We start from the raw sequence: 12,303 nt of genomic DNA on the forward strand, positions 1-12,303 counted from the left end.
AATTGTTCCAGGTCGATGTCGTTCGTGGAGTCGTTCGAGCCGATCGCTCGCTGCTCGATGGCGCGTGGGACCCCATTCATGGGGCGATGTAGGCCGAGACGCGGGCCGGAGCAGAGGTCGGATCCAGCCGGTCTTTCCGAGCTTGATCGACAGCCCGGATGTCGGCGCGAAACGCGCGTGTCGATGGCCATCGAAGCATGATCGAGCCAAGTCGATCTGAGGCGAGAGATGGCGTCAAAATGGCTCTGGTCGGCGCTACGATTTGATATCGGGCGTGATGGGGCGACCAGTGACCCTGTCGCGAGCGAGCCGGGTTTCGAATTCGGCGTAATCGACCATCAAGCCATCGCTTGTTCGAACAACGCGGCGTCGCTCGTCGTCCCGAGCCCCCGATAATAGGACGCCAGGTTCAGGTCGTTCTGCTCCGAGATCCGATAGGCCGCCGCGTACATCACAGCGAGGACCTGCTCGGATCGCGCCGACTCGGCGCGACGAACCAGGGCGGTGATCTCGGTCGTGGTGTCCTTCAGGTGCCAAGCCGTGTTCCGAATCCGGGTGTTGCCGATCGCGGCCGCGCATTGCGAGAAGAAGCTCAGGACCGGTGCCACGATGCGCCGGGATTTCGAGAGCAGGATGAGGTCGACGGCGGCGCGCTGGTTCTCGCTCAGGTCGCGTGCCGAGCAGGACGCGATCCGGTGCGCGCCGTAGCGGTGCTGGAACCGCTCGACGACCCCATCATCCTCTGTGCACACCACGATGCCGCCCCGGCGATGCCGGTCGACCGCGTCGAAATAGGCCTGCAGCGGCGTATAGCGCTGCAGGATCTGCGTCATGCCGCCATCGATCAGATCGGCGAGGTCCGACCGGAAGAGCATCTCGACGATGTCGCCGCGCCTGACATGGACCGAGAGGCAGTTCTCCAGTCGGAAGGTCTCGTCGATCGCCGCGACCGTCCCCAGGATATGGGCGTTCCAATTGATGGTTCCGGCTATGCGGGCGACCTTGGCGGGGGCATCCGCGTCCTCGGTCATGAATCGGAACAGCGGTCCGGGAAAGTCGTAGTTCACGCCCTTGCCCATGCTGGACACCTGCGCCAGCTCCGCTTGCGAGAGCGCGAACAATTCGTAGCGGTGTTCGTAGAGGCTCAGCAGCTCGGTGCTGACCGGCTCCTCGTGCAGAACGATCCTGCCGTGTCCGTTCCCCTGCCCGTCCCGGAAGAAGGCAAGGTCGCCGAACAGTTCGAAGATGTTGTTCGGATGCATCAGGGGCGTGTCGCGCACCCCGAACGGCCATCCCAGCGGAGTCCAGATCAGGCCCATCGGCACGCCGACCTGTTCGGAAAAGATCTGCGCGTAGATCGCCGACAGAACCCGGGTCCCGAGGCCGTCGCTCCGCTGAGAGTAGATCATGGTCCTTTGCTCGCGCGAGCGCAAAGCCCTGACATCCGGCCTCGGTGTTGGTGTGTCTCGAAACGTCGGCGACCACCTGCCACCCTGCGCGCCGCCTGACAAGGCGCGGCGCGCTCGGCCCGTCTCGCGCGGGATGCCGGAACACGGGCCCCGGCGAAGCCCTTGCGCCTCGCGCGGGAGGAGCGGTTCGCGGCCGATGAGCGACCGACTCGGAGCGACCTACTCGGCAGGCTCCAGGGCGGGCCCTTTCTCGCTCACGGGATCGGCGAGGGCAACTCCGATCTCGAACAGGAGAAGATCGATGAGGCGGCGCATCAGCGGTGTTCCGGTCTCCTCGATCATCGCGCGCGCCGCGATGCAATGCGTCGCGATGTGATCCAGCGAGACAGTCGTCAAGGGAAGGGGCGTCAAGGCCATGGCAGGTCTCCGAGGCGGGCCGCGTCAGGCGGCCAGATGGGGGTAGGACGGTGCGAGCACCGGTCTCGTATCGCCGCGCAGATCACGCAGGCGCTTCAGGGTGCGGGCGTCGAACTCGGCGGTGGCGGCGATGATGTCTTCGCCGCTGATCACCTGCGGCAGGCCGAGGGGACGAGCCCTGAAATGCAGCTGCACCACGTGCAGCAGGTAGAGCGTCGGCATCTGCAGCACGAGCTGACGCACGCCATTGGCCATGCCCCATTCGAGGATGCCGGTGAGCAGCGCCAGGGAGACCGGGTTGATGGCCTTGCCGCGCGCCCGGTGCGAGCGGGCCACGGCCTGGCGGGTCCATTCCCAGGTGTCGTGCCCGCGCGGCAGGTCGCCTTCACAGAGCTGAGGCAGCACATCCGAGAGCAGGTGCGGCCGGGTCGTCGGCAGGAGCCGGCTGTATCCGATGACGCGCCCGTCCTCGATGGCAAGGAAATGAATGGCATCCGCCGTATCGAACTGGTCGATCTCACGACCATCCGGTCGTGCGAGATCCATCCAGCCTTTTTCTTCGACGAAGACAGCATGGCGTAAGCGCCAGGCCTGCTCCATTTCTTCGCGATATTGGTATTCGTTGGCCGGTGTCACGAGATGAATCATGTCGAAACCTCCGTTTCTGGAGATGTTTCTGACAGTTTCGTGAAATGCCCGGACCTACGGGAATCCGTAGGGTCTCGCCGCCATTCGCCCAACCTGTGTTAAGTGTCTCTCACAAAAATCCCGCTTCCCCGTGGTGCTCAGAGCGAAAACGGAGGACGGCTGGAAGTTTTGTGAGGCGCTTTACGTCGACACAACTTTACCAGCGTACGGGACGGCCCGATCCGGATCGGCTCCGGTCCCGATGCGGGCGGCGCGCCCGATGAGGCGTCGCGGCGGCTCGGCGATCGTCCGCGCGAGCGGACCGACGGCACGCGCTCAGTGAATCAGCCCACGCCGCAGCGCGACGGCGACCGCCTGCGTGCGGTTGGTGGTCCCGAGCTTGGTGCGCGCGGAGCGGAGATGGAAGTCGACGCCGTGGGTGGAGATGCCCATCACCTCGCCGATCTCCCAATCGGTCTTGCCTTCGGCCGCCCATTGCAGGGCTTCCCGCTCGCGCGGCGCGAGCTTGGCCGCCTCTACAGAGGTCGTCTGCCCGCGCAGGCGCAGGAGATGGCCGAAGGCGTAGGTGGCGATGAGGTGGAGCATCGGCCGGTCGGCCGGATCGATCGCGAGCCGGTCGCCCGACAGGCTGAACCCCGCCACGTTCCCGTCCAGCGTCATTAGCGGAATGGTGAGGCCGTCCCGAAGGTTGAAATCCCCCGCTTCGTTCATGACGCGGAGCGCCCTGGCATCGTCCGCGAATTGGGGCCCGAGTTCGCTCCAGGCAAAGGGCGTAGTGCTGAAGCCGAGATGACGCACCGTCGGATCATGGAACGCGTAGCCATGCGCGAGATAGCGGCGGCCCCACTCGTTCGGGAACGTGTTGACGAGGATGTGCCCCTGCTGCTGTCGCGCGGGCGTGCCCCGCCGTGGGATGGTCGCCGCCATGGCGTGCGCGATGCCGAGATCGGCCAGTTCCGTCAGGAGCAGCCGGGCGACCTCGTCGATGCTCGCCGTGCGGTCGAGCGATCGGAGAAAGCCAAGGGTCTGGTCCAGCGCTTTGCGGCTCATACGACGTCCAACCTGCTCGCTCCGAGAGAAAACACCTTCGTAACTCTAGATTGTCAACGTGTATTTCGAGCCCGCATTCTGGCGCGAAACCTTCCTGTACCCTGTTTTGGCGCGCGTTCAGCCGAAGAGATCGACGATCGCGAAGCCGCGCCCGACCATGCGCTCCGCGAGGACGCGACGGTGGCAGAGCGCGGGGTCGCGTTCGAAGCAGAGCAGGCAGGTCGGTGCGCGCGCCGCGAGGTCGCAGAGCGCATCGAGGGCGAGGCCGCCATCGGCGGTGTCGAGAACCTCCTCGCAGTAGATCCGCCGCATGAGCGCGGCGTCGTGCGCCCGGGCGGCCTGACGTCCCGCTTTGGGCGTCCCGAGCGCCCGCATGTGGGCGTAGGTCAGTCCCGCCTCCTCCAGGTTGGTGCGCAGGGCGGTCTTCGAGAAGCCGCGCTTGCGCGAATTCGCCACCGCGCGGACGTCGACCAGGGTCGCCACGGCCGCATCGCCCAGGGCCACCCCGAGGCGCTCCGAATCCAGCCCTTCGTACCCGATGGTGAACAAGGTCTTCACCGCTGTCTCCCCGTCCCGAAAGTCCGAACGCCCATGGATACTTAGGCCGCGCCCGGACGAAAAGGCGGCGTGGACGCCCGTGGCCGATGTGTCTCTGCCGACACGACTTCCGGAAATCCGCCGCATTGCTGTCAAAGGTCTGTTAACCGCGCCCGGGCATGCCTTAGCCATTCGTGTAGCGCGTAAAAGTGATGATGGGTCGGGCATCAATGTCGCTGAGGACTCGGATCGTCTCGACACGGCAGGGCGCCGCGCATCAGGGCCGGCGTTCCGTGCTGCCGACCGTTCCCGTCTGGCTGCGGCGGAGCGCGGCCATCGCCGCGTTGTCGGCCCTGGCAGCCTGTTCGGGCACCACGGACTTCTATCCGACGAAGGGCGATGCGAAGCCGCATCCGGGCGTGGCGCGGGCAAAGCAGCATCCGATCCAGGGCATCGACATCTCGAAGTGGCAGGGCCCCGTCGACTGGATGTCGGTGCGCGCGGCCGGCACCCAATTCGCCTTCATCAAGGCGACCGAGGGGGGCGATCACGTCGACGAGCGTTTCCGCACCAACTGGGACGGCGCGGCTCAGGCCGGCGTTCCGCGCGGCGCCTACCACTTCGTGTTCTGGTGCCGCTCGCCGCAGGATCAGATGGCTTGGTTCAAGAAGAACGTGCCGAACGATCCCACCGCCCTCCCCCCCGTTCTCGACGTGGAGTGGAACGGTCATTCGCAGCTCTGCCCGAAGAAGCTGCCCAAGGCTCAGGCCCTGGCGATGATCCGCTACATGCTCGACGAGATGGAGCGCTACACCGGCAAGCGCCCGATCATCTACACCGACATCACCTTCCACAAGGACGTGCTGGAGGACGAACTGCCGGACTACCCGCACTGGGTTCGCTCGACCGCCGCGGAGCCGGAGCAGCGCTACGCGAAGCGCAAGTGGATGCTGTGGCAGTTCACGTCCACGGGCCGGGTTCCGGGCGTGCGTGGCGACGTCGACCGCAACGCCTTCTACGGCACCACCGCCGAATGGGCCTCGTTCCTGTCCACGGATTGCGATCCGCGCGAGCATCGCAGCCTCGCGGATCGCGGCCTCTGCACGGAGAAATGAGGGCGCTCCGCGCCCGGATGGCCGAGGGCATCGCGCCGGTCATCGGCGGTCCGGAGGGCGGGGTCGAGGCGGAACAGGCGAGCGCCAACGGCCGCTCGCCGCCCCGTCAGGCCCCCGAACCCATGACCGTGTGAAGCACGGCCCCGTAATGGCAGGCCGTCGCCGCGAGCACGAAGGCGTGCCAGATGGCGTTCTGGTAAGGCAGGCTCCGCCAGACGTGGAACACCACGCCGAAGGAATACAGCAGGCCGCCGAGCGCCAGGAGCCAGAGGGCGTCGGGTGCGAGCCGTCCGATCACCGCGTCGTAGGCGACGATGCCGCTCCATCCGAGCGTCAGGTAGAGGCCGATGGCGGCCCGGTCATAGCGGCCGGGCAGGAGCAGCTTGAGGGCGATCCCGATCGTGGCGACGACCCACACCGTGCCGAGAAGACTCCAGGCCGGAGCGCCGTCGCCGACCAGGGCGACGAGGGGCGTGTAGGTGCCGGCGATCATCAGGTAGATCAGGGCATGGTCGGCGCGCCGCAGGAGCCACTTGCGCCGGCTCACCGGCCACATGTTGTAGGTGGCCGAGACGCCGAGCATCGACACGAGCCCGGCCGCATAGACGACGACGCCGGTTCGTTCGACCCAGGACAGGGGCGAGAGGGCGGCGATCACCACGATGCCGATGGCGCCGGCCACTCCGAGGGCCACGCCGAGAACGTGAACCGCGCCATCCGCCAGCATTTCCCGGCGGGTATAGTTCCACGTCACTCCCGATGGGCGTCCGTCGTCCGCTAAAAGCATCGCCGACCTCCGGTTCCGATCCGAAGGCTACGCTCCAGAGGGTTGCAGCGTTCCCTGCGGCGACTACTGACTTCGCATCATCAACAATTATCTTTTTCGGGTGTTTCAGCCCGGAAGGATGTTCGGGTATCGGCTCGCGATGGCAACGGCCCAGGCAACGCCGAGCAACCCTGTCAGACCGACGACCAGGCGCCAAGTATGGCGCTCGCGACCTTTGGATACCGCTGACTTTGTCGGGATGGTCGTCTCAGTCCGTCCCTGATCGGCCTCCATCGACGAGACGATTCCGGGGCGATCTTTACCGTTGTCCTGCATTCAGATTCCATCCCATCGCGTTCGAATTCGAGCGCGCCCGACCGCGTGAAAGCGGCCAAGTTCGCCCTGTCGGGGTGTCGAACGTGTGAGGTCGATCCTGGTTCGTTGCAGTGCGGTCGCGATGTGGTGATCCGCACATGCCGGTGGTTCGCGATCAGGGCGCCCGGCTCGCGAGGGCCTCGAAGCCGAATGGGGTCGCCGGGTGCGCCAGGGCCGGAGCGGCGGCCACCGCCCCTCCCCTTCGCGCGTGGACCGTCGCCATCGTCAGCACCGCCATGGCGAACACCTGATGCGCCAGCGCCGCCCAGAGCGGGACCGCCAGCAGCAGGGTCACGATACCGAGGCAGGCCTGGGTAACGACGATGGCCGCGACGCCCGTCGCGCGCCGCGCCATTCCGGAGCCCGGGCGGGTCCGGCGTGCGTCGAGGGCGTGCACCAGCGCGAGCGCCAGGAGGAGATAGGCGGTCAGGCGGTGGTTGAACTGGACGAGCGTGTGATTGTCGACGAAGTTCTCGATCCAAGGGGTCACGGCGAAAAGCTCGGATGCGGGCGGCACCATCATCCCGTCCATGGTCGGCCACGTGTTGTAGACGAGCCCGGCCTTCGAGCCCGCGACGAGCCCGCCGAGAAAGATCTGAAGCAGCACCAGGGCCATGATCCCGACGGCGGCGGCGCGCAGGCGTGCCGGTTCGGTCTCGGTGGTCCCGGGTCGCAGGCCGGCTGCCAGCCAGACCAGGCCCGCCAGGATCAGGCTCGCGGTGGTCAGGTGCAGGGCGAGCTTCAAGGGGGCCACCGCCGTCATTCCCGGCTGGAGCCCCGAGGCGACCATGATCCAGCCGATCGCTCCCTGCAGGCCGCCGAGGATGCCGAGGCCGAGAAGACCGAGCCCGAGGCGCCGGTTCAGCGCGCCCCGCCACCAGAACCAGAGCAGCGGCAGGAAGAAGACGAGGCCGACGATACGCCCGAGCAGGCGGTGGCCCCATTCCCAGGCGTAGAGGACCTTGAAGTCGGACAGGCCCATGCCCCGGTTGAGGATGAGGTATTGTGGCGTGCCCTTGTACTTGTCGAACTCGGCGGTCCAGGCGTCGGCCGAGATCGGCGGGATCGCGCCCGTGACGGGGCGCCACTCGGTGATCGAGAGGCCGGATCCGGTGAGGCGTGTCGCACCGCCGACCGCCACCATCGCGACGACGAGGGCGGCCAGAAGGTACAGCCATGCCCTCACGGCACGCTGCCCCGAGGCTGGCATCCCAGCCGTGTCTTGCGCTGTCGTCACGTCGACCCCTTCATCCCGGCGGCGCACCCGGAGGCACGCCGCAGACGAAGTGCGAGTTAGGCGAGGTAGGTGCTGCGGGCAACGTCTTCCGACGACGCACCGGAGGGGTTCACGGGCTGCGCCGCGAGATCGCGCTCACGGTTGATGGACAGGAGCGCGAGGGTGGCCACCACGAGCCAGGGCCCGGCTATTCCGATGAAGAACGTCATCCGTCCGCGTCTCCCAGCGTCCACGTCTCCCGTGCGCGTCGCACGCAGGATGATAGGCAAGCGGGGCCGGTCTGCAAGCGGGTTCCAGGGGATGCGCGTCATCAGGCTCGTGGGCCGTCAGGACAAGGCCCGCACCACGTTCCAGGCGACGCCGGCCAGCACCGTCGCGCCGAGGCAGCGCCGCCAGGGATTCACGCCGCGCAGGAGTTCGTCGATCGCCCAATAGGTCAGGGCCAGGGCCCCGAGGATGCGGATGACGGCACCGAGGCTTCCCCCTGGCGCCGCGATCCAATCGATGGCCGCGCAGGCGGAGAATATCAGGAGCGGGGCGTTGGGGAACTGCCCGATCGTGATCGCGCCGGTCCGTCGATTGCGGAAGAACCAGTCCAGGGCCCGCCGCGTGGCATTCAAGTCGGCGTGCCCGCATCGGCCCTGCGCATCGGGGCGCAGATCTGCGGCGAGACCTTATCGAGGTGCTCGCAGGCATTGCGAAGATACCAGGCCCGAAGCTCGGGTTGGCCGGGCGCCACGTACATGCCGACCAGCACGAACGCGATGGCGCCGACGATGATGAGGGTGATCAAGCTACGCATGCGGCGACTCCGGACGAAGGTCTCGATCCGCACCGGCCCGAACCCGCATCGATGCCGATGAGCGAAGGACAAAGAAACAGCCCGCGCGCCGATCACGGCATGCAGGCTGCTTGAGCTTGGGAGGATCGAGAGGCTGTTGAGACCTGCCCATCAACGATCCGGAACTGTCTCGGTTCCCGTGAGCCTCACGGAGAAATCGATCGGGCGTCCTCGAACAACGGGACGATCCGCATGTCGGGCACCAGGACGAGGCCCTTGTCGGTGATTCGGATCTCCGGAATGACCGAGAGCGGGATGAGGTTGAAGCCCATGTAGGGAATGGTGCAGCCCGCCCGCGTCCATGCCTCCTTCAGCACGCGCACCTCCTCGGCCACCACCGTGACGCGCTTGTCGGAGAGCAGGCCGGCCACCGGCAGGGGCACCAGCGCGACCACCCGTCCGGCCTCGACCACGCAGACACCCCCCTGAATGGCGCTCAGGGCATCGAGGGCCACGCGCATGTCGGCCTCGTTCAGGCCCGCCACGATGACGTTGTGGGAATCGTGGCCGACGCTGCTCGCCACGGCCCCGCGCTTCAGGCCGAACGCCCGGAGCAGCCCGTGGGCGACGTTTCCGGCGCGGCCGTGCCGCTCGATCACGGTGACGAAGCAGAGGTCGTTCCCGGCCAGCGTCCTGTCCCAGTCGGGGCCCGGCGCGAGGTCGAGGACCTCGTGGGTCAACTCGATGCCCGGCAGCGTCGTGCGGATCGCGTTGATCCGGCAGGGCGTCGTCGGCAGGTCGGGGATCAGGGGCGGCAGCGGTTGCGGCAGGTGGATGGTGGCGTAGGCCGGGGCCGGATATCGGTAGGGGGTGGACAGGGCCGCGTCGAGCACCGGCGTGATCGTCCTGTTCTCAACCACCAACTCGCCGCCATACCAGGTTGATCGGGGGACGAGATCGTCGTCGAGGAGGATGAGGTCGGCCCGGCGGCCGCCGCCGAAGCCGCCGATCTCGCCATCGAGGCCGTAGCGCGTGGCGGGATGCAGGGACCCCATCGACCAGGCCTGCGCCTTCGGGATGCCCATGCGCACGGCCTCGCGCACCACCCAGTCGAGGCCGAAGGCGAGGAGGTCCTCGGCATCCCGGTCGTCGGTGCAGACGCAGACGCGCTTGGCGGCCGCGCCGTAATCCAGGATCGTCCCGATCGCCTTCGGCAGGCTGTGCCAGGGGGTCGTCGGCGGACCGCCGCGCAGGTAGATCCAGACACCGGCCTCCAGGAGATCGTCGGCGATGTCGCGATCGATGGCCTCGTGTGTGTCGGTGACGCCGCTCGCCGCGTAGGCCGCGACGAAATCGCGCCCGTAGATGTGACCCGAGACCGGGCGCCCGCGCTCCAGCGAAGCCTGGATGATCGCGTGCGCGCGGGGGTCACCCTCGCAGACCGCGACGAAATCCATCTTCTCGCCCAGCCCGATCGCTTCCGGCCAGGCATCGAACAGGGCCGCGATCTTGGCGGCATCGAGGTCGCCGCCGGCGGTCTCGAGCGCGGGCGAGGTCGCCGGCACGGTGCTGGGCACCGTGAGGTAGATGTTCAGGGGGGCTTGGCGCGCGTCCTCCAGCATCCAGGCGATACCGTCGCGGTCGAGGACGTTGCCGATCTCGTGGCTGTCGCAGACGATGGTGGTGGTGCCGTTGAGCAGGGCCGCCTCCGCATAGGCGCAAGCCGTCACCATGCTGCTCTCGATGTGCAGGTGCGGATCGACGAGGCCCGGCGCGAGCAGGCCGCCGCGCACGTCGTGGCGCCGCGCCCCGCCCCGATAGGTCCCGGCCGGCCTCACCGCTGCGATGCGCCCGCCGGCGATCCAGACCTCGCGATCGGGCAGGATGCGATCGGAATAGGTCGAGAGCAGGCGCGCGCCGGTGATCACCAGATCGGGGTCCGCGCGCCCCGAGGCGACGGCGGCGAGGTGCCGCGTCATCCGACTCAGGGGTTCGACGGAAAAGCGCGTCAACGATCGCGTGTCTGTCATGCGGTCTCCGGATGCTCACCCCTCCGCCGTCGCGGCGCAGGCATCGTGCCAGACCACGATCCGGTGCGACAGTCGCCGAGCGAAGCAGGACGAAACGGAAAGTCTTGCCGGATGGAATGTCTTGCCAAAGTCCCCGCCGGGCACCATCTAGGCGGCATGCCGATCGCGACCCGCGTCGCTCGATCGGAGACGGCCACGATGCAGGGCCAGGGTGACGCCGGATGTACGCGCACCCGCCACGCCCGCATCCGTGGCCGTTGGCATTTTTCCGATCCGCCTTTCCAGTCCGAGCATCGTCCCGTCATGGCCAAACGCACCAAGTCGAAACCGCAGGAGCGGGGCTCCGTCCTGTTCGATGTTCTCTACGAGGACGAGTCCCGCGCCTCGAACCGGCGCGTACCCATGGAGATCCTCGGCGGCCTCGACGGCGACGAGCCGGCCCGCCAGCTCATCGAGGAGCAGGATCGCGTGATCGCGGAGAAATCCGGTCGGCCGCTGCGCCCGATCCGCAGCCTCACCCGGTCGCCCATCCGAGCTCCCAGCGCGTCCGACGAGTAGCGCCGCCCGGATTTGAACCCTCCGGTGCGGCGACCCTCGCCCCGCCGGCTCAAGCCTTCTTCAGGAACTGGGTCTTCAGCACGAGGCCCTTCACCTTCTCGGCGTTGCACTCGATCTCCTCGGGATCGTCGGTCAGACGGATGTTCTTGACCAGGGTGCCGCGCTTCAGGGTGGTCGACGTCCCCTTCACCTTCAGGTCCTTGATCAGCGTCACCGCATCGCCGTCCGCGAGTTTGGTGCCGTTGGAATCGCGCGTCTCATCCATGGCTCCGGCGCTCCTTAACCCTCGGGGTGCATGTGGGGCCGTCCGGCATCCACGAGGGCCCGGTCCACGGCCTCGATCGCGAGCAGGATGCGGCTGAGATCCTCGGCGGCCGAGGGTGCCGCGACCTCGCTGGCACCGATACGCCGCGCGAGCGCGTTGCGCTGACGGGCCAGGCTGGCACGTGCCAGGTTCATGGTGTCGATCTCGTCCGAATTCATGCTGCCATCACCTTCTGGGTCGCCCCGGAGGGCCGCGAGAGCGATGCGGTGTTTGCGGGCCGGACGCAATGGATGGTTTTTCGGGAGGCCTACGCCGCCCCGGGTCGTCCCATCAGAAAAGATCGCCCTGATCGTCCTCGTCGCTCGAGCGTGGCCGCTCCGCCGGCGCCGCGTCCTGCTCGGTACCGCCGGGCTGGGACGCGCCGACCGGCTCGATCAGGTCCGGCGCGTCGATGCGGGCATTGTTCACCCGCGAACTGACGGGGTCGAGGGTCAGCCATTCATCCGGACAGGGACGGCACAGGGTGACCGCCGCATCCGGCTCCACGCCGCGCGTGTCGAGCCAGGGCTCGACCTGTTCGGGCGACAGGATCGCGGGCATCCGGTCGTGGACGGCCGCCATGGTGCCGTTGGCATCGGTGGTAACGATGGCCGCCGTGTCCACCTCCGACCCGTCGGCGCCGAGCCAGTTCTCCCAGAGCCCGGCCAGGGCCATCGGCGCGCGGTCGGCGCGGCGGATCATGAACGGCGTCTTCGTGGCGCTTCGGCCCTTCCCCTCCCGGCGCCATTCGTAGAAGCCGTCGGCCAGGAAGACGCAGCGGCGATGGCGCAGGGCGCCCCGGAAGGTCGGCTTCTCGCGAAGCGTCTCGGCGCGCGCGTTGATGACGAGGGGAAAATCCTTCGGGTCCTTGACCCAGCTCGGCCACAGGCCCCAGCGCACCAGCCGGAATTGCCGGCGCTCGCCCTCGGCGAGCACCACGGGCACCGGTTGGGTCGGGGCCACGTTGTAGCGCGGCGGGAAGTTCGGGAGATCCGCGTAGCCGTAGAAGGCCCGAAAGATCTCGGGGGCCTGGGCGATGAAGAAGCGTCCGCACATGGCGGGACGATCCGCAATCC

General features: G+C 67.7%; 18 protein-coding genes. 3 read left to right on the forward strand and 15 right to left on the reverse strand.

The features are described 5' to 3' along the window. Nucleotides 1-338: 338 nt before the first annotated feature. From MKK54_RS23100 to MKK54_RS23120, 5 genes are all read right to left on the reverse strand, one after another. Nucleotides 339-1,409: a hypothetical protein gene (locus MKK54_RS23100; RefSeq protein WP_244014729.1), complete on the reverse strand. Its 1,071-nt coding sequence runs from the start codon at nt 1,407-1,409 to the stop codon at nt 339-341. A gap of 219 nt (nt 1,410-1,628) precedes the next feature. Further along, nucleotides 1,629-1,826 (reverse strand): hypothetical protein, encoded by a 198-nt coding sequence (locus MKK54_RS23105; protein ID WP_244014731.1) that lies wholly within the window; start codon nt 1,824-1,826, stop codon nt 1,629-1,631. Between the two features lie 24 nt (nt 1,827-1,850). Then, nucleotides 1,851-2,474, reverse strand: coding sequence for an acyl-homoserine-lactone synthase (locus MKK54_RS23110; protein ID WP_244014734.1), 624 nt, complete (start codon nt 2,472-2,474; stop codon nt 1,851-1,853). Between the two features lie 315 nt (nt 2,475-2,789). After that, nucleotides 2,790-3,524, reverse strand: a complete 735-nt coding sequence (locus MKK54_RS23115) for a helix-turn-helix transcriptional regulator (protein ID WP_244014736.1) — start codon at nt 3,522-3,524, stop codon at nt 2,790-2,792. Nucleotides 3,525-3,641: 117 nt separating this feature from the next. Continuing rightward, nucleotides 3,642-4,073, reverse strand: a complete 432-nt coding sequence (locus tag MKK54_RS23120) for a DUF488 family protein (RefSeq protein WP_244015253.1) — start codon at nt 4,071-4,073, stop codon at nt 3,642-3,644. Nucleotides 4,074-4,291: 218 nt separating this feature from the next. On the opposite strand from MKK54_RS23120, the gene MKK54_RS23125 reads away from it, so the two are divergent. Together MKK54_RS23125 and MKK54_RS23130 are read left to right on the forward strand one after the other, a co-directional pair. Next, nucleotides 4,292-5,176, forward strand: a complete 885-nt coding sequence (locus MKK54_RS23125) for a glycoside hydrolase family 25 protein (protein WP_244014738.1) — start codon at nt 4,292-4,294, stop codon at nt 5,174-5,176. After that, a complete protein-coding gene (locus MKK54_RS23130) occupies nt 5,173-5,310 on the forward strand; it encodes a hypothetical protein (RefSeq protein WP_244014740.1) in 138 nt (45 codons plus the stop codon). The genes MKK54_RS23125 and MKK54_RS23130 overlap by 4 nt, the downstream gene beginning before the upstream one ends. Here the strand turns inward: MKK54_RS23130 and trhA are convergent. The 7 genes from trhA to MKK54_RS23165 form a co-directional block, all read right to left on the reverse strand. Then, nucleotides 5,283-5,963 (reverse strand): PAQR family membrane homeostasis protein TrhA, encoded by a 681-nt coding sequence (gene trhA, locus MKK54_RS23135; RefSeq protein WP_244014742.1) that lies wholly within the window; start codon nt 5,961-5,963, stop codon nt 5,283-5,285. The two genes, MKK54_RS23130 and trhA, sit on opposite strands and share 28 nt — an antisense overlap. 105 nt (nt 5,964-6,068) lie before the next feature. Then, the gene (locus tag MKK54_RS23140; RefSeq protein ID WP_244014745.1) at nt 6,069-6,278 is read right to left on the reverse strand and encodes a hypothetical protein; all 210 of its coding nucleotides are present in this window, start codon (nt 6,276-6,278) and stop codon (nt 6,069-6,071) included. Between the two features lie 154 nt (nt 6,279-6,432). Beyond that, a complete protein-coding gene (locus MKK54_RS23145; RefSeq protein WP_244015255.1) occupies nt 6,433-7,527 on the reverse strand; it encodes a COX15/CtaA family protein in 1,095 nt (364 codons plus the stop codon). 83 nt (nt 7,528-7,610) lie between these two features. After that, complete coding sequence (locus tag MKK54_RS23150; protein ID WP_244014747.1) at nt 7,611-7,763, reverse strand: hypothetical protein; 153 nt, start codon at nt 7,761-7,763, stop codon at nt 7,611-7,613. A gap of 117 nt (nt 7,764-7,880) precedes the next feature. Beyond that, complete coding sequence (locus MKK54_RS23155; RefSeq protein ID WP_244014749.1) at nt 7,881-8,174, reverse strand: hypothetical protein; 294 nt, start codon at nt 8,172-8,174, stop codon at nt 7,881-7,883. Continuing rightward, the gene (locus tag MKK54_RS23160) at nt 8,171-8,356 is read right to left on the reverse strand and encodes a hypothetical protein (protein ID WP_244014752.1); all 186 of its coding nucleotides are present in this window, start codon (nt 8,354-8,356) and stop codon (nt 8,171-8,173) included. The genes MKK54_RS23155 and MKK54_RS23160 overlap by 4 nt, the downstream gene beginning before the upstream one ends. A gap of 185 nt (nt 8,357-8,541) precedes the next feature. Continuing rightward, nucleotides 8,542-10,365: an adenine deaminase C-terminal domain-containing protein gene (locus MKK54_RS23165; protein WP_244014754.1), complete on the reverse strand. Its 1,824-nt coding sequence runs from the start codon at nt 10,363-10,365 to the stop codon at nt 8,542-8,544. Nucleotides 10,366-10,668: 303 nt separating this feature from the next. Here MKK54_RS23165 and MKK54_RS23170 point away from each other — a divergent pair, with 303 nt between their 5' ends. Continuing rightward, entirely contained in the window at nt 10,669-10,923 is a 255-nt protein-coding gene (locus MKK54_RS23170) for a hypothetical protein (protein WP_244014756.1), read from the forward strand. Between the two features lie 49 nt (nt 10,924-10,972). Here the strand turns inward: MKK54_RS23170 and MKK54_RS23175 are convergent, their stop codons facing one another. From MKK54_RS23175 to MKK54_RS23185, 3 genes are all read right to left on the reverse strand, one after another. After that, on the reverse strand, nt 10,973-11,188 hold the full coding sequence (locus MKK54_RS23175) for an alkylphosphonate utilization protein (protein WP_244014758.1): 216 nt from the start codon (nt 11,186-11,188) through the stop codon (nt 10,973-10,975). 14 nt (nt 11,189-11,202) lie between these two features. Continuing rightward, the gene (locus MKK54_RS23180; RefSeq protein ID WP_244014760.1) at nt 11,203-11,406 is read right to left on the reverse strand and encodes a hypothetical protein; all 204 of its coding nucleotides are present in this window, start codon (nt 11,404-11,406) and stop codon (nt 11,203-11,205) included. Between the two features lie 112 nt (nt 11,407-11,518). After that, complete coding sequence (locus tag MKK54_RS23185) at nt 11,519-12,283, reverse strand: SOS response-associated peptidase (RefSeq protein ID WP_244014762.1); 765 nt, start codon at nt 12,281-12,283, stop codon at nt 11,519-11,521. Nucleotides 12,284-12,303: the final 20 nt, after the last annotated feature.

Origin of the sequence: Methylobacterium sp. J-068, assembly GCF_022829445.1 — a bacterium.
Lineage (GTDB): Bacteria > Pseudomonadota > Alphaproteobacteria > Rhizobiales > Beijerinckiaceae > Methylobacterium.